Genomic DNA, 18,315 nt, shown 5'->3' with positions numbered 1-18,315 from the left:
TGGAATGACGGATATAAACTCTTATTTAAAAGGGAATGACGATGTTACTGTCGTCTTCCGTTCTACCGTACATATTTTATTTTTAGATAAAGGAGTGTTTTATTATGGCAAACAAACATGGAAGTCTTTCAATTGACAGCGATAACCTGTTTCCGATTATCAAGAAATGGCTGTATTCCGACCACGACATTTTCTATCGTGAGTTGATCAGCAACGGCTGTGATGCCATTACCAAATTAAAAAAGTTAGACATGATGGGCGAGTACACGCTCCCAGCTGATTTCAAGGCAAAGATCAGCGTCACCGTAGACCCTGAGGCTAAGACCCTGACATTTACCGATAACGGTCTTGGTATGACGGCAGACGAAGTCGAGGAATACATCTGCCAGATCGCATTTTCCGGTGCGACCGATTTCATTCAGAAGTACAAGGACAAGTCCACGGACGATCAGATCATCGGACATTTCGGACTGGGCTTCTACTCCGCTTTCATGGTAGCGGACGAGGTTGAGATCGATACCTTATCTTATAAGGAAGGCGCCACACCGGTACACTGGACCTGCGACGGCGGTACCGATTACGAACTGACCGACGGCACCAAGACAACGATCGGTACACAGATCACGCTTCATCTGAACGAGGACTGTCTCGAATTTGCAAACGAGTACCGTGCACGCGAAGTGATCGAGAAATACTGCTCTTTCATGCCGACCGAGATCTACCTTAGCAAGGCAAATGCCGAGCCGGAATACGAGACCATCGACGCTGCTGACAAGCGCGATACCGATACGGTCGTGGAGGAGATTCACGAGGAGGCAAAGACCGAGGAAAAAGAGAACGAGAACGGTGAGAAGGAGACTGTCGAGATCTCCCCTGCCAAGGATAAGTTAAAGATTTTAAAACGCCCGGTTCCGCTCAACGACACTAACCCGCTGTGGCTTAAGAACCCGAACGACTGCACCGACGAGGAATACAAGGCGTTCTACCGCAAGGTATTCTTAGATTACAAGGAGCCGCTGTTCTGGATTCACTTGAATATGGATTATCCGTTCAACTTAAAGGGTATCCTTTACTTCCCGAAGATCAATACAGAGTACGATTCCATCGAGGGAACTATCAAATTATACAACAACCAGGTATTTATCGCCGACAATATCAAGGAAGTCATTCCGGAATTTCTGATGCTCTTAAAGGGTGTGATCGATTGTCCGGATCTTCCGCTCAATGTCTCCCGCTCCGCTCTGCAGAATGACGGATTCGTCAAGAAGATTGAGGAATACATCACGAAGAAAGTGGCTGACAAGCTGATCGGCATGTGCAAGACAGACAAGGAATCCTACGAGAAATACTGGGATGACATCAGTCCGTTCATCAAATACGGCTGCTTAAAAGACCCCAAGTTCTGCGACAAGATGAACGACTATATCCTCTTTAAAAATCTGGATGACAAGTACCTTACCCTTCCGGAGCTTCTCGTAAAAGAAGAGGAGAAAAAGGAAGACACCGATGCTGCTTCCGATGTTGTTGACAAGAACGGCAATTCCGTCACAGAGGATGCTGATGCAAAGGACGATTCCGAAGAGGAAAAGGACGAGCGCAAGGTCATCTACTACGTGACCGACAAGGTACAGCAGGGACAGTACATCAAGCTCTTCAAGGAGCAGGGAATGGACGCTGTGATCTTAGACCACAACATCGATACCTCCTTCATCTCCCAGTTAGAGCAACGCAACGAGCATTATAAATTCATGCGAATCGATGCGGATGTCACAGACTCCTTAAAGGATGCAGACGATGCCGCTGATTTAAAGGAAGAGACCGACACGCTGACCGACCTGTTTAAAAAGGCACTTGGCAACGACAAGCTGACCGTCAAGGTGGAGAAGTTAAAGAATGAGAATCTTGCTTCCATCATCACTCTCTCCGAGGAAGGCAGACGTATGCAGGATATGATGAAGATGTACGCTATGGGCGGCATGGGCGGTATGGACCCGAATATGTTCGCCGCAGACCAGACCTTAACCTTAAACGCGAACCATGCACTGGTCAAATACATTTTCGAGCACAAGGATTCCGAGAACGTTCCGATGTTCTGCGAGCAGCTCTATGACCTGGCAATGCTGTCCAACCAACCGTTGTCCGTCGATGCCATGAGCAAGTTCGTGGAGCGCAGCAACAAGATCATGATGCTTCTTGCCAAATAAATCAATTCGTCTTCTCACAGACAGCAGGATGGGGCGCGAAATTCACTCTATGCGGGTGAATTTCGCGCCCCGTCCTGCTTTTTCTATCGGAAAATCCCTTCTCTTTCACACAATTTTCACACTGTTAATTGAGGTGCGCAGCTATGAGGATCTTGCAGCATCTGTCTCCTATCTGAAGGAGCATCATCTCCATCCGTTTGATGAGATGCCCTGACACGCAGGGCATCTCATTTTACGAGACAACAAGGGCAAAATATCCCCAGTCCCAGATCAGCCGTTCAAAACTGTTCTCCAGGTATTCCCAGATATCCTCGTCTTCATATCCCAGCATGCGCGACAGAATTACCATACAGCTGCGCATGGTCTCATAGGAAAGTGCGCCTTCCCTGTGCCAGCACAGAAAAGCGGCATGCCGGATGGCTGCATACTCTAATGCAATCCACTGCAGCTTTACCGTCACATACTCGACGTCGTCCGGCTCCCCCAGACACTCCGAAAAAATCTCTGACTGCAGATAGCACCGCATCAGTGCCTCATATGGAGAAAATGCCTGCGCAAATGCATCGAGATCTTCCTTACGGATCTTCCCGTAATCTTCCGCGATCTGTTCCGCTTCCTCTGCCGCCGGTGTTAAAAAAGTACGGTACAGCCCTTCCTTCCGGTAGTTTTCCGCCAGATCCAGAAACAGCTCATTGCGCTCCACAAATGCCGCCCGGCAATCCGCCCCGGCATGCTCCACCGCATCGGCAAGTTCTTTTCTAAAAGGCGCATCCCCGTATTTGGGGACTTCCGCCTTCCATGAAGTTCCCGCGTCGCACAGATCAAGCGCCATGTAAAACAGCATGCAAAGACTCTGTGCCGGCCGGTACGCACGGTCTGACATGATTGTGAGGAAACGTTTTCTCACCCCATACACCGCTTCATATGCGCCGTAGGAGGCACTGTCTGCCTCATCCGAAAACCGGATGCACTCCCGCCCCCAAAGCAGATCCACGACCGCCGGACAGCAGGGCATCAGAGAATATTCCGTGATCCCCGCCACCTCATGTTTCTCGCGCGGAAACACCGTACAGGTCTCCGACAAAACCGCATCCCCGTAAGTTAAAACCAGCCGGCAGAGCTTTCTCTCATCCAGAAACGGACAGCGCATTTTTTCATCGAGCGTAATGATTCGTCCATCCCCGTATTTTTTTGTATAATCAGATAAGGTCCGTCTTTTCGGACGGACCCCTTCCGGCGTTTCTGTTTTTTTCCATGCGGCAGCCGTCTTACGGTCCACCGCAATCTTCCATTCCTGACAGCATGTCAGACTGCACGCATCCGCGATGCATTGAAACTCATCATAATAATCGGGCTTCATTTCGTTCCCCCTCATGTCATTCTGCCGGCCTCTTATCAGAGAATCTTCGTCGTCCACTTCGAGCAGTCCCAGACCTCTCCCACGATATCCTGGTAAAACTCCGGCTCATGGCAGATTAACAGAACCGTTCCGCGGTACTCCTTCAGCGCACGCTTTAATTCTTCCTTCGCGTCCACATCCAGATGGTTGGTCGGCTCGTCTAAAAGCAGAACGTTGGTCTCTCGGTTCATCAGTTTACACAACCGCACCTTCGCCTGCTCGCCGCCGCTTAAGACTCTCACCTGGCTCTCGATATGCTTTGTGGTCAGACCGCATCTTGCAAGCGCCGCACGCACCTCATACTGGGAAAATGCCGGGAACTCCTCCCAGATCTCCTCAATGCAGGTGCGCTTGTTCTCCCCCTTGATCTCCTGCTCAAAGTAGCCGACCATGAGGTTCTCGCCCTGCTCGACACCGCCGCCAAGCGCGGGAATCAGACCTAGTAGACTCTTTAAAAGTGTTGTCTTGCCGATTCCGTTTGCACCGATCAGCGCCACCTTATGTCCGCGTTCCAGTGCGATCGAAAGCGGCTTCGAGAGCGGCTCCTCATAGCCGATCACCAGATCCTTCGTCTCAAAAATATATCTGCCGGGCGTGCGTCCCACCAGGAAGGAAAACTCTGGCTTCGGGCGCTCCGCCGCAAGCTCGATGACGTCCATCTTGTCCAGCTTTTTCTGCCGCGACATCGCCATGTTGCGGGTGGATACGCGCGCCTTATTGCGCGCCACGAAATCTTTTAATTCACTGATCTCCTGCTGCTGTTTGCGGTATGCCGCCTCAAGCTGTGCCTTTTTTACCGCGTAGACTTCCTCAAACTTGTCGTAGTTGCCGACATAGCGGTCGAGGTGCTGGTTCTCCATGTGGTAGATGATATTGACAACATCGTTCAAAAACGGAATGTCGTGCGAGATCAGGATAAACGCATTCTCGTACTCCTGCAGATAGCGTGTCAGCCACGCGATATGCTCCGCGTCCAGATAGTTCGTCGGCTCGTCCAGCAGAAGAATGTCCGGCTTCTCCAGAAGAAGCTTTGCCAGCAGCACCTTCATGCGCTGCCCGCCGCTTAGATCGGTCACATCATGGTGCAGCCCGAGTTCTAAGAGTCCGAGCGCTCTGGCAACCTCCTCCACCTTTGCGTCGATCGTATAAAAATCATGCATCGTCAGGGTGTCCTGTATCACGCCGAGTTCTTCCATCATGGCATCCATCTGCGACTCGTCCGCCTCGCCGAGCGCATCACAGATCTGATTCATCTTCTCTTCCAACGCAAACAGCCACGAAAATGCCGACTTTAAGACACTCTCAATCGTCATTTCCGCGGTGAGTGTCGAGTGCTGGTCGAGGTAACCGACCCGCACATTTTTCGCCCACTCCACTTTTCCCTCGTCCGGCATCAGCTTTCCCGTAACGATATTTAGAAACGTCGACTTTCCCTCGCCGTTCGCTCCGACAAGACCGATATGCTCCCCCTTTAACAGGCGGAAGGACACATCGTCCAGTATCGCACGGTCACCGAATCCATGCGTCAAATGTTCTACGTTTAAAATACTCATCCATCACCTCTATTTCAGCAGAAAAAAGTACAAAAGCACCACCACGCCGAGCCCAATGCGGTACCAGCCAAACACTTTAAAGTCATGCTTTCTGATATATCCGAGCAGGAACTTGATGACGACAACCGACACCAGAAACGCGCTGACCATACCGGAAAGCAGAACCGCCCACTCCGTCCCGGTCAGATGAAGTCCGAAGTCCATCAATTTTAGCAGGCTTGCACCGAGCATCACCGGAATCGCCAGAATGAACGTAAACTCACTCGCAGCCTTCCTTGATACACCGATTAAGAGCGCACCGATAATCGTTGCACCGGAGCGCGACGTTCCCGGAAACGCAGCCGCGAGCAGCTGGAACAAACCGATCAGAATCGCCATTTGAAACGTAATGTCCCGCATCTGCTCCACGGGCGCCTGCTTTGCTGCATTGTGATTCTCCACCAGAATAAAGGCAACACCGAACACAATCAGTGCCACCGCCACACACACCGGATTGTAAAACAGTCTGTCGCAGGTCTCATCCAGCCCCAGCACAACAAATACGATTGCCGGCAGGCAGGACACCACGATCTTGCACCAGTTGATAATGACCGGCATGCGCACCGTGACGGGACCTAACACCCAGTATTCTCTCTTTGCAAGAGAACCGCTCTTCTCATTCTGTTCTGCGGCCACGACTGCTTCCGAGGAACTGCGCGCAAACGGCCAGATCAGATTCCAGAACAGCACCACAACCGCCAAAATCGCTCCCAGCTGGATCACTACCAGAAACATATCCCAAAACTCTGCGCTCACATCCAGTGTCAGAAACTCGTTTAAGAGAATCATGTGTCCGGTGCTGCTGATCGGCAGCCACTCCGTAATTCCCTCCACGATACCAAATATAATTGCCTTTAAAATCTCTGCCATAAATACTCCATTCTTCTCATAACTGCTATGCATCAGCCGCTGCCATGCCACACTCAGCCGGTACCATGCCTGCTTGCTATGCCACGCTCAGCCGGTACCATGCCTGCTTGCTATGCCACGCTCGTGCGGACAGGCTCGCTCAACATTTTCTTCGTCTTCTTCAACACATGGAAATATGCCGGGAACAGGAAACAGTCAGCAAAAATCCATGCGACCGGGCTTGCAAAGCACGCTGCCGGATAGCCGAACATCGGAACAAACACAAATCCGACCAGGGTACGCGCCGCCATCTCAAAGACGCCTGCCAGAATTGCAAACTTGCTGTATCCCATACCCTGAATCAAAAAGCGTACAATATTCACGAAAGCCAACGGAATGTAGAAGGCACTGTTGCATACCAGAAACAGCCTTACATTTGCAATGACCTCCGCCTGTGCACTCTCCACGAAAAACATGGCAAGCTGATTGCCGCAAAGCCACAGCACCACAAACGCCAGAATCGAATATCCGATTCCCAGAATTCCCGCCGCTTTTAATCCGCCGCTCAAGCGGTCTAACTTCTTCGCTCCCACGTTCTGTCCGCCGTAGGTTGCCATTGTAGAACCGAGCGCATCATACGGGCAGCAGAAGAACATACCGATCTTGCTTCCCGCCGTCATGGATGCCACGGCATTCGATCCGAGCGTGTTGACTGCGCTCTGTAGGATCACGCTGCCGATCGCGGTGATCGAATACTGTAATCCCATCGGCACACCCATGCCGCAGAGGGTTTTCATGTAGCCCTTATTCACTTTCCGCTCTTCCTCATCGGTGTGCAGGATCTCAAACTTTCTCTTGCTGTAGATGACGCACGCGATACCGGAAAATGCCTGCGAGATCACAGTTGCAAGCGCTGCTCCGGCAACTCCCATCGGAAATACAATGATTAAAAGCAGATCCAGTCCGATATTCACAAATGCAGCCAGCGCCAGAAAAATCAGAGGCGTCTTGCTGTCACCCATCGACCTTATCACGCCGGACACCAGATTGTACAGATAGGTTGCCGGAATCCCCGCAAAAATAATAACAATGTAGGTGTAGGCGTCATCAATAATATTCTCCGGCGTCTGCATCAACTGTAAGATCGGCCGGCAGAATGCCACCGTAAACACCGTCATGACCGCAGAAAAGATCACCGCCAGATAGACTGCATTCATCATAAACGCACGCATTGCCTTATAATCGCCGGCTCCAAACCGGTGCGCCAGAGGAATGGCAAAACCGTTGGACACTCCCATGCAGAATCCAATAATCAGAAAGTTCAGCGAACCGGTCGATCCCACTGCCGCAAGTGCATCCACTCCCAGAAATCTTCCAACAATCAGGGTATCCACCAGATTATAAAACTGCTGAAACAAAAATCCAAACAACAGCGGCACCGAAAATCCTAAAATGAGCTTCATCGGTGAACCGCTTGTCATATCTTTCGTCATAGAATCTACCTCATTTCATACTGTATCTCAGATCTCACCGCAATACTTCTCAAATACCGCAAAAAAGCTGTTCGTCTGAATACTGCCATCCGTGGTAAGCTCAATTCCATCCCACAGATCCGTGTTCAGCCTCGAGGATAACGATGCGACAAATTCATTGTAGACATCGTCAAATGCTTCTTTTTCACGTTTTTCCACAATATTGGACTTATTCGCTTCCGTCAGCTCTTCATTATATTTATTCAGGCACTTGATAAAATAGTATCCATTTCCGGCAGCGATCATTCCGGAGACGGCATTGTCGTCCAGCTGAAATGCCACCTCCTCCACCTCGTCGGGCAGATCATCCCTCGATACCGTCACCTGAATCGCCGACAATTCGTTATAATTGTTGGCGACGGAGGCAAAATCATCCCCCTGCGCCAGCTTCTGCTCCACCTCGTGCGCCCGGTCTTCGTCCGTGACATAAATCTGCATGATTTCCATCACGCGCGCCTCATCGTCGCTGACCTCCTCGTTGACACCGTTCGTCAGTGAATGATACAGCTTCTGCGCCAGCGCATAGTGCGTATAATACTCCGCAATATCCGCCTCGGCGACGTCCATATAGGCGGTCTCATCCTCCGAGAGGGATGCATAATATTCCTTTGCCGCTTCCGCCACCTTCGCAGTCTCATCCTCCGAGAGCGTCACTTCCTGCGACTGTGCCAGCAGATCCATCGTGTATACACGGGTGAGCTCCTCCAGCGTGATGTCCTTCACATAGTCAAGCAGGGATGCGTCTCCAAAGTCATGCTGCCAGAGGTCAATCGTATATGCTGTTCCATAGATATTCTGATAATTTGCCAGATATACCTTTGCCTCCTTTAAGCTGCATGCAGACTTGTCCAGTGTAAACACCTGCCTGCTGCTTAGCGTTCCCGAGACCACAATATCTTTATTGCCAATCTGGCATCCCGTAAGAGCCATTGACAGCGCGCATACGCACGCTGTCATTCCCATCGCCCATCTTTTTCTCATCGTGAAACACCCTTTATCTCAACATCTACATGATATTTTTCAAGATACTTCTCGCCACAGAAATTCCGTTCGCGGATGCCTGCTGCAGTCCTCTCGTCACGGACGCGCCGTCTCCGATCGCACGGAGTCCCTTGACACTCGTCTCGAAGTCAGAGTTTACCACTACCTTATTGGAGTAGAACTTGACCTCCACACCGTAGAGCAGTGTCTCATCACTTGCAATACCCGGCGTTACCTTGTCGAGAGCCATCAGCATCTCCTCGATATCCACCATGATCCGGTGCGGGAATACTAAGGAGAGATCTCCTGGTACCGCATCCTTTAAGGTCGGGATGAGGTTGTTACGGCACAGGCGCTCCTCCGTCGTTCTTCTGCCACGCTTAAAGTCTCCGAATGTCTGCACCAGAATCCTGCCGTCACAGAGCATATTGGAGAGCTGTGCGATCTGCTTGCCGTATTCGATCGGCGTCTTAAAAGGCTTTGTGAAGTTCTTCGATACCAGAATGGCAAAGTTGGTATTGTTGGTCTTTAAATCCTTGGACTTGTAGGCGTGGCCGTTGACTACCGCCAGTCCGTTGTCGTAGTATTCGGTTGCAACCTCGCCGGACGGGTTGGTACAGAAGGTACGCACCTTATCATCGAACGTCGGCGTATGGTACACTAACTTCGCCTCGTAGAGGTTCTCATTCAAGAACTCCATCACCTCATCGCGCACCTCGACGCGCACACCGATGTCCACAGTGCCGACCTTTGTCTCAATATCATGCTGATTGCAGATATGGGAGAACCAGTCTGCACCCTCACGTCCCACAGCGGAGATGACCTCTGCTGCCGTGTATGTCTCATCCTTGTCGGTAATGATACCCTTGACCTGGTTGTCCTCGATGATGATGTCCTTGACCATGGTGCCAAACTCCATCTCGACCCCTTCCTCTAACAGGTGCTCCTGCAGTCTGGAATAGATCTTGTAGCCTTCCTCCGTGCCGAGATGACGGATCGGGCATTCGATCAGCTTTAGGTTCGCCATGATCGCTTTTCTACGGATCTCGCGGATTTCCTTCTCTTTATCCACACCGTACACCTTGGAATCCGCACCGAATTTCAGATAAATATCATCCGATTCCTTTAACAGCTCCACGGTCTTATCGTAGCCTAAAATCTCCGGCAGGTTGCCGCCGACATCCGGCGATAAGGACAGCTTGCCATCGGAGAAAGCTCCCGCACCGGCGAATCCGGTCGTGATGGAACACGGCTTGCATCCCACGCATACCTTGGTCTTACGCTTCGGACATTCACGGTTCTCAATCCGTCTTCCTTTTTCAATCATTAACACTTTCAGATCCTTTTTCGCATGAATCAGCTCATACGCACAAAAAATTCCGGAAGGACCGGCTCCTATAATGATCACATCATAATTCTTCATTACATTCCCTCGTTCTTTCTATATATTCTACCATTCTGTTATGTATCTTCCTACGTTCTCCAAAGCAGACGGCTTAAGCTTCCACGATCAGGTATCTTCCGTCCGGCAGTGCGAACACTTCTGCCTGCTCCGCCAGATCCTCGCTGCTCATTCCGGCGATATCCGCACCCTCTTCCTTAAAGTACGCCCGCACTTCCTTCAGATTCTCACAGACCGTTGCGAAACAGTCCGAAAGAAATTCCTCCGCCTCTTCCCTGCTTTCTGCCACAGGTTCCCGAAACAGCTTCTCCTGCTGCGCCAAAAATGTATCCAGGCACATTTCATCGTACATATCTTTTCCTCCGCCAACGTTTTATTTTACCATAAATAGATATCAATTCCAAGCTTCTTTAATTCCCGGTAAATGGCTGCTACCGGAAGCCCTACAACATTATTATAGTCGCCATCGATTTTGTCAACAAAAATCGCACATTTCCCCTGAATTCCGTATGCGCCCGCCTTGTCCATCGGCTCGCCGGTGGCGACATAGCGCCGGATCTCCTCCTCGCTCATCGCGCGCATCGTGACATCGGTTTTCTCATGAAACATCACCTGACCGGCCTTTCCGGACGCATCCAAAAGCACGATCGACACTCCGGTGTATACCTGGTGTGTGCCGCCGGAGAGAAGCTTAAGCATGCGGCAGGCATCACGCTCGTCTTTGGGCTTCCCTAAGATCTGTCCCCCGCAGGAGACAATCGTGTCGGCGCCGATCACCATAAGATCCGAGGGTGTCACCAGTTCCTGATGCGTCTCCTCGTAGGTTCTTACCATGGATGCCACCTCGATGGCCTTCTGCGACGCCAGTTCCTCCACGACTTCGTGCGGTACGCTCTTCGTGATCCGCTCCTCACCTTTGGCCGGGCAGATTTCAAACGAAATCCCGATCTGCTCTAACAATTCCTTTCTCCGCGGTGAGGCGGATGCCAGTATGATCTGTCCCATCTCTTTTTCTTCCTTTCTGATGTTCTTATCTCTGAAATCTATCGTTTCTTATGTTCCATTTACGTTACACCGGTATCACTGCGCCCAGCCGGAACGAGTAGAGAAGCCGCTCCTTCACGCGAAGCGTCCTCTCACTTCCGTGGTTATAGATCCGCTCCAGCGCCTCGCCGTAGAGCTTTAACTGCGAAGCATAACGGTCCGCCAGTTCCTTGCCGGTTTTCACACGGTCCGTCTTATAGTCCAGCACCACAATGCCGTCCTCCTCAATCCAGAACACATCGATGATTCCCTGGATCAGCGTCAGCTCTTTGTCATCCGCACATTTCTCTCCGTCTCCGAATCCGAATGCCGCGAGCTCCTCGCCCGTAAATCCCATCACAAACGGTTTCTCCCGGTACAGCGTTCCGGCAGTCTCCGCACGCTTCATCCGCTCTCCCGCCGCCGATGTGAGAAACGTCTCGATGAGAGCCGGTTTTACCAGGCGCTTCATCTCCTCCGTGATCTGTCCTCCGGCAAGCATCGCCTCAATCTGTTCCGTGACTCCTGCCGCCGCCGAAAACTGGTAGCACTCCATCACCCTGTGAACCGCAGTTCCGCGCAGTGCACCCTGGTTCTGTCCGCCGGTTTCTTCCTGCTCCATTTTTTTTTGGACAAACGGCGGAACATAGGATTTTCCCTCCGTCTCTAAAAACGCCGGGACAACATCCGTCTCCTCCTCCAGAAGCTTTTCCCGCATCGCCCGATGCTTTAATTCCGACACGGAATATTTGTTTTTGCGCTCCAGATCGCGCTCGTACGGATAGGTGAATGAAAACTTCCCGTCAAATTCCGCCACGTCTGCCGCATCCGCCGCTGCAATGCGTGACAGACACTGTTCCAGATTCTCCGTCTCCTCCTTCATGTGACGGCTCTCTGCGTCGAGCAGTTCCTCCGCCGGCACAACGCGCACCTGATAGCGTCCGTGATAGGAAAACACCGCCGGAAGCAGCCAGTCGAAATAGCCTGCCGCGCTCTCCCGGAGCAGATACGGCAGAGGAACATGCTCCGTTTCCGGGAAAAGTTCCTCCTGTGCCGCTTCCCTTAGCGCCGCCAGATCATTTTCTGCATCTTTTCTGCACCCCGTTAAGATCAGCTTCTCCTTCGCGCGTGTGAACGCCACATAGAGCACGCGGAGCTCCTCGCCCAGATTCTCCAGTTCGATCTGCTTTGCGATGGCGCGCTTTAATATGGTCGGCGTCTTGATCCTGCGCTCGCCGTCGATCCAGTCAATTCCGATTCCCAGTTCCGGGTGCAGCACCATGCGGCTTCTGGTATCCTGCTTGTTAAAATTTCTTCCCAGACCGCACACAAAGACCACCGGGAATTCCAGTCCCTTGCTCTTGTGGATACTCATAATGCGCACGACGTCCTCATTCTCCCCGACCATGTCCGCCTCGCCAAAATCAACATCGTATTTCTGGAGTTCATCGATGTAGCGCACAAAATGAAACAATCCCTTGTAGCTCGTATTCTCATAGGCGATCGCCTTCTCCACCAGCATGCGCAGATTCGCTCTGCGTCTGGCTCCTGCCGGCATCGCCGCCGCATAATTTCCGTAGCCGCTTTCCTTCAACACGATCTCGATCAGCTCGTGAATCGGGGTGTCCGGCACAAGCGCCCGCAGCCTCTCATACAGCTTCCAGAACTCCCACAGTTTTTTCTCATAACCTTCCGCCAAAGGTTCTTCACTCTGCGCAAGTTCCCTGCAGCGTGCGAGCACACACTCACAGAAAGGCACGCTGCGGTCGTGCGCCCTAAGCCGTCCCAGCTCCTCGTCCGTAAGCCCGGCGATCGGAGACTTAAGCACTGCCGCAAGCGGAATATCCTGTCTCGGATTGTCAAGAATCCGAAGCATCGCAAGCACCGTCTGCACCTCCACCGCCGAGAAATAGCCGGTTGCTGACACCGTATGCGCCGGTATTCCCGCCTCGTTCAACACGGCGGCAAACGAATCGGCATACCCGCTTAGGCTGCGGAGCAGAATCACAATATCGCTGTAACGCACGGTGCGCAGTTCCCCCGTCGCCTTGTCCGTCACCTTCTGCTCTGTCATCAGCTTCCGGATGCGCTCTGCCACAAGCTTCGCCTCATACAGCTTCCGGTCTTCGTACCCGCTGCCCTCTAAGAGTTCTTCGGCACTGTCCGCCACAAGAATCTCCGGTGCAAACATCCCTGCCTCATCCGGCGCACAATAATCTGCGCCCGCGTAGAGCGCCGCATCCTCATCGTATGCCACATTGCCGAGATCGCGCGCCATGATCCGGTAACACACATCGTTTGTCAGATCAAGCACCTCTGACCGGCTCCGGAAATTCCTGTGCAGATCGATACGCTGCGTACTGCTTTCCTCCAGCGTGTAGGTATCGTATTTTTCCATAAAAAGCTCCGGTCTCGCCAGACGGAAGCGGTAGATACTCTGCTTGACGTCCCCCACCATGAACAGGTTGTACGCTCCGCACTCCTCTCTCGAGATCGCCCTAAGAAGCGTCTCCTGCACATGATTGCTGTCCTGATACTCGTCGATCATGATCTCCTCGTACATGTCGCGGAACTCCTCCGCCGCAGCGCGCGCCTGCTTTGTCTTTGCATCCACGAGAATCTCCAGTGCGAAATGCTCCAGATCGTGAAAATCCACCAGATTCTTGCGGCGCTTTTCCGCTGCAAACGCCTCGGAGAATGCGATGGCAAGACGCACCAGTTCCTTCGCCATCGGCTCTGCCCGGCGCACCTGCCCGCACATGACTTCCGGCGATGCAAAGAAATACTGCTTGTTGATCTTTTTTACCGTATCCTTCACCTGGTCGCGGAGTTCCTTCACACGCGAAAGCTTCCCTGCATCTCCCGAAAAGCCGCGGCTCGACGGCAGCCTGTCATAAGTGACGGCGGTAAGCTTTTCGTACAGTTCCAGAAAATTTTCACACGCCGCCAGTCCCTCGAACTTTGCGAGATCCGACGAGATCACCTTCTCATAGATATTCGGTCCGTCTTCCTCCCGCGTAAGCACATGCGCGATGCGAAGCTTTTTTACCAGATCCGCCAGCACCGACCGCAGATGCAGCACGAGCGGCTGCATCCATGGCGCTTCTGCCATCTCCTGCACATCCGATATCTCATAGCCACAGATGCCGGAAGTAAGCCACTCCATCGGCCACGGGTAGCTCATGGAGAACTCATAGAGCGAGAGGATCATCTCCGCCACCTTCGCATCACTCTTCCCCGACACATACCCTTTTGCAAATGCCGCAAACTCCGGTGTCATCTGTTCGTAATTGCTCTCCAGCACGCCGCGCAGCACGTCCTCTTTTAACAGCTTTAACTCTCCCTCGTCCCCGATCCTAAAATCCGGCTCCAGGTCAATCTCGTGGAAATGATTGCGGATCACATACAGACAAAAACTGTCGATAGTCGTGATCTGCGCATTGTGGATTAACGTCAGCTGGCGTTGCAGATGCTCCGAATCCGGATGCTCCTCCAGCGCTTTCTCGATCGCCGCCCCGATGCGCTCCCGCATTTCCGCCGCAGCCGCATTCGTAAACGTCACCACCAAAAGCCGGTCGATGTCCACCGGATGTTCTCCCTCCGTGATCATCTTGATAATGCGCTCGACTAAAACCGCCGTTTTACCCGAACCGGCAGCTGCCGATACCAGAATGTTGCGCTTTCTTAAATCGATTACCTGTTGTTGTTCTCTGGTCCATGAAACACCCATCTACTGTCTCTTCTCCTCGCTTCGCGTCTCTCTCATTTTCGCAAGAATCGCCTCGGCACCGTCCGGCTTTTCTAACTTCCGGTAAGAAAAGCCCGGTATCCGCGCGTCAAATCCGCACACCATGTGATACGGACAATAATCGCAGCCGCTTCTCCCGTCGAGTTCATACGGTGCCGCCGCCACATCTCCGCCTAGGATTCTTCTGCCCGCCTTCGTCACGGTCTCCTTCACGTAGTCCGACATTGTCTCAAATTCTTCCGTACTCGCCGTCTTGGACGTCGCTTTTAAGGAACCGTCCGCTTTAAGCGCCACAGGAATGACTGCGGAGCTTCCGGAAAGTTCCGTATCCATCGCCCCGTATATCTCGGGATCGTCGTTGACTAACCCGTTCGGCTTTAATTCCTCCAGCACGGCCTGCCGGATCTCCTCCTCCGACTCTGTGCCGCTGCCGTCAACCATGGGATCCTCAATGTGATAGTAAAACATTCCCGCAGGCACCGCCTGTTTTCCCGGATGCTTTTTTGCCTCCAGTTCGAGCGCCGCATTCATATAAACCACCAGCTGCAGCTGCAGCCCGTGATACAGATTCAGCAGGGAAAATGTGGTGTTGCCCGATTTGTAATCAATGATCTTTACATACACCTTATCGTCCGTCTCACAGGTATCCACACGGTCAATCCTGCCCCGCAGACGCATTTTTTCCTCCTCTGTCAGCTGAAAGCGGATTGCCTCCAGATGATCGGCCTGCGAAAACGACACCTCAAAATCACTCGGCGTAAAACGCCCCTTCTGCACCTGGATCGTGAGCGCCCACACCGTGCGCCGGATCGTGTCTTTCATGCACGACAGCAGATAGCGGTTCTTCGCCTCGTCGAATGCGCCCACATTCGCACAGCCCGCAATCGCGTCATTCATGCTCTCCTCAATCCACGCCTCACGCGTCTGTTCGGGCAGATCGTACCAGGTATACGAAGACCTGCGGATGCGCTCCGCAAAATGCCACAGCGCGTCATGATAGATATTTCCCATATCCACGCCGGCAAACTCCTGCAGTTCCCGCTGCGACAGTCCCAGTCCGTAGGTCATGTAATGCGCAAACGCACACTCCGCAAACTGCTCCAGCCTTGTGACACTGTTCTCCAGTTCCGTGCCGTATAAGGCGCGCGCAACCTCTTTTCCGATCGGCTCTCCGCTGTAACGGTAAAAAGATGCCGCAAGCAGGCGCAGCGCCTTCGCATGATAAGTCTCATCCGAGAGATACCACTTTGCAAGCGCCTTCCAGGTATGTGACTTTTGTTCTGTCCAGAGTCCCTCCAACAGATAATCGATCCCGCTCTCCGGCGTTAAAATCGCGGACGCCTCCGTCTCCTCCTCCGGCTCACGGATCTTTAGTTCCGGGAACATATTGCAGAGCGTTCCGATCAGATAAGACCGGCGCAGCGCCTTTCCCTCCGGACTGACCCTCGAGTAGGTGACATACAATCCGTCCGACGGCTTGGTTAAGTTCAGATACAGGTAAAACTTCTGGATAAAAACTTTTTCCCGCGCCCCCGGCGCTAACATCAGATGATGCTCCGCCATCTTCTCGCGCTCGAACTGTGAGATGATGCTTCCGGTGCTGCCGGCTTTCGGCACGATACCGTCATTGACCCCCACAAAGAACAGAATCCGGATATGATTTAATCTGGTGCGTTCAATGTCTCCGACCGTCACGCGGTCATTTCCCGGCGGAATCATACCGACCTTTGCCGCAGAAAATCCTGCGTCCAGAATATCTCCGTACTCCCGGATCGACATCTGCTCCTCCCCGAGCAACGATGTAACCTTGTCAAAAAGATCCATCACGATCTTATAAATCTGACCATACTCCTGCGCTCTGGTCTGGTTCCTGCGCACGCCGTTGTACTCCGTCTCCTCCGCCTGTTCTAAGAGGAACTGCTTCTCCTTAAGCTGCGCTTCAATATCCAGCGCCGAGATAAACTCATACAGTCCGTAGGTCTGCTCCGCAACCGTGTGTTTTTTCCCGGAAAAAAGTCCACACAGCGGCTCAAATGCCAGAACGATCCGCTCCCGCACCCGGTTCAAAAGAGCCATCTCCTCCTGCGCCGCCTCCGGATGGCAGGCATCCCGCTTCGTCACAGACGTCCATTTCTCGCTCCAGCGCTTTCTGCCGCGGATTCCCTTTGCAAGCACATAATTCTCCAGGCGGTCAATCACATCCTCTGCATCCGCACCGGCTCCGGCTCCAGCGCCGTCCTCATCATTCACTCCGGCTCCGGCTCCAGCGCCGTCCTCGTCTGCCGTCTGCTCCGTCTTATTCTCCGTCAGAAGCCGTCCCGCCAGTCCGCTCCGAAGGAAGCGGAACACACTCTGATAGGAGAAATCAAACTCCACGACCTCAAGCGCCGCGCGGATAAACTCGATGAACGGGTGAAACAGAATGTTTCTCGTCTGGTCGATAAAAAACGGGATCCCGTACTGTGCAAACGTCTCCGGAACGTAGTTGGCATACTGTGGCACGTCTCCGGTCACCACCGCAAAATCCCGGTAACGGTAGCCCTTTGTCCGTACCAGACGCACAATCTCCCTTGCGACAAAAGAAAGCTCCTGGCGCGGATCCTTTAAGCTGGTGATGCTGATGTCATTAACCGGCTTCCGCCACTTCCGGTACATCGGACGGAACAGATTCTGTTCCATGAAAAACAGCTCCGGTGCATTTTCATAGCGCCTGTGCTCTCCCGGCTCCATAATCACCGGAGAGAGTACCTCGCATCCCGCATCCGCCGCAATCTTAAGCAGTGTCTGTACGGTCTCCTTGCTCATGGAAAAAAGCTCGTGCACGCCTCTGCTGTGGTAAAAATCCTCCCGGATATCCATGGAGAGCGACACGATGACGCGGTCGGCAAGCGGCAGCATCACCCTAAGCAGCCGGTTCTGGATCGGGGTGAATCCCGTAAATTCGTCAAAGACAATCACACTGTCCCTGATGAGCTCGGATTCCTCCGCCACCTCACACAAGAGCGTCAGAATCTCCTCCGCCGTGATGTATTTCCCGTCAATATACTCCCGGAATCCCTCATACATCGTAAGAATATCCTGCATCTTACAGCGCAGGGTATCCCCGACATCCTGCGCGCCTAGAAAAGCGCCAAGATCCTCCGGCGTGATATTGTACTGCGCCATCTCCGAGATCAGGGACTTGATCTCGCCGATGTATCCCATTTTGTTGAGATTGCCACCGAGCACCGAGAGTTCCTTTTTCTTAAGCTCCGCCACCTTGCGCAGCACCAGATTCTTGCCCGTCTCCTCTAAAATGACCAGATCCTGCATTCCGAGATCGTCAAACACACGGTACGCCAGACGCACAAAACTGAGCACATCCACGTTCATGATGGCATGATTGGGCTGCCGCCACACAAGTTCGCGCTGCGTCTGCATCGTAAATTGTTCCGGAACAAGCAAAAGGAAATTCTTCTCCGGTTCCCTTTCCGCTTCCTCCAATATCGACTGATATAAATAATCGGACTTTCCGCTTCCGGAATTGCCGAACACAAACTGTAATGACATAAAAAACGTGCCCCCTGTTCACAGCAATATTTTAAC

The 18,315-nt window shown here is 52.5% G+C and carries 11 protein-coding genes; 1 reads left to right on the top strand and 10 read right to left on the bottom strand.

Annotated features, from left to right (window positions below):
• Window positions 1-104 precede the first annotated feature (104 nt).
• Window positions 105-2,204, top strand: coding sequence for a molecular chaperone HtpG (gene htpG / locus RHOM_RS06010; RefSeq protein ID WP_014079391.1), 2,100 nt, complete (start codon window positions 105-107; stop codon window positions 2,202-2,204).
• Between the two features lie 232 nt (window positions 2,205-2,436).
• Here htpG and fliB read toward each other — a convergent pair whose 3' ends face one another.
• The 10 genes from fliB to RHOM_RS05960 form a co-directional block, all read right to left on the bottom strand.
• The gene (fliB, locus tag RHOM_RS06005) at window positions 2,437-3,564 is read right to left on the bottom strand and encodes a flagellin lysine-N-methylase (RefSeq protein WP_014079389.1); all 1,128 of its coding nucleotides are present in this window, start codon (window positions 3,562-3,564) and stop codon (window positions 2,437-2,439) included.
• A 35-nt stretch (window positions 3,565-3,599) separates the two neighbouring features.
• Entirely contained in the window at window positions 3,600-5,156 is a 1,557-nt protein-coding gene (locus tag RHOM_RS06000) for an ABC-F family ATP-binding cassette domain-containing protein (protein WP_014079388.1), read from the bottom strand.
• A gap of 9 nt (window positions 5,157-5,165) precedes the next feature.
• Entirely contained in the window at window positions 5,166-6,065 is a 900-nt protein-coding gene (locus RHOM_RS05995) for an undecaprenyl-diphosphate phosphatase (protein WP_081468035.1), read from the bottom strand.
• Window positions 6,066-6,175: 110 nt separating this feature from the next.
• Window positions 6,176-7,537, bottom strand: coding sequence for an MATE family efflux transporter (locus tag RHOM_RS05990; RefSeq protein ID WP_014079386.1), 1,362 nt, complete (start codon window positions 7,535-7,537; stop codon window positions 6,176-6,178).
• 27 nt (window positions 7,538-7,564) lie between these two features.
• Complete coding sequence (locus RHOM_RS05985; RefSeq protein WP_242823165.1) at window positions 7,565-8,557, bottom strand: peptidylprolyl isomerase; 993 nt, start codon at window positions 8,555-8,557, stop codon at window positions 7,565-7,567.
• A gap of 25 nt (window positions 8,558-8,582) precedes the next feature.
• Window positions 8,583-9,980, bottom strand: coding sequence for an NAD(P)/FAD-dependent oxidoreductase (locus RHOM_RS05980; RefSeq protein ID WP_014079384.1), 1,398 nt, complete (start codon window positions 9,978-9,980; stop codon window positions 8,583-8,585).
• Between the two features lie 73 nt (window positions 9,981-10,053).
• Window positions 10,054-10,311 carry a hypothetical protein gene (locus RHOM_RS05975; protein ID WP_014079383.1) on the bottom strand — a complete coding sequence of 86 codons (258 nt, stop codon included), beginning with the start codon at window positions 10,309-10,311 and terminating at the stop codon, window positions 10,054-10,056.
• Window positions 10,312-10,337: 26 nt separating this feature from the next.
• A complete protein-coding gene (locus RHOM_RS05970; RefSeq protein ID WP_014079382.1) occupies window positions 10,338-10,964 on the bottom strand; it encodes a Maf family protein in 627 nt (208 codons plus the stop codon).
• A gap of 64 nt (window positions 10,965-11,028) precedes the next feature.
• On the bottom strand, window positions 11,029-14,712 hold the full coding sequence (gene addA, locus RHOM_RS05965) for a helicase-exonuclease AddAB subunit AddA (protein WP_014079381.1): 3,684 nt from the start codon (window positions 14,710-14,712) through the stop codon (window positions 11,029-11,031).
• Window positions 14,713-18,279 (bottom strand): PD-(D/E)XK nuclease family protein, encoded by a 3,567-nt coding sequence (locus tag RHOM_RS05960; RefSeq protein WP_014079380.1) that lies wholly within the window; start codon window positions 18,277-18,279, stop codon window positions 14,713-14,715.
• Window positions 18,280-18,315 lie beyond the last annotated feature (36 nt).

This window comes from Roseburia hominis A2-183, assembly GCF_000225345.1.
GTDB lineage: Bacteria > Bacillota > Clostridia > Lachnospirales > Lachnospiraceae > Roseburia > Roseburia hominis.
Note: the sequence above shows the minus strand (reverse complement) of the source record. Positions and strands in the feature narration are given on the sequence as shown.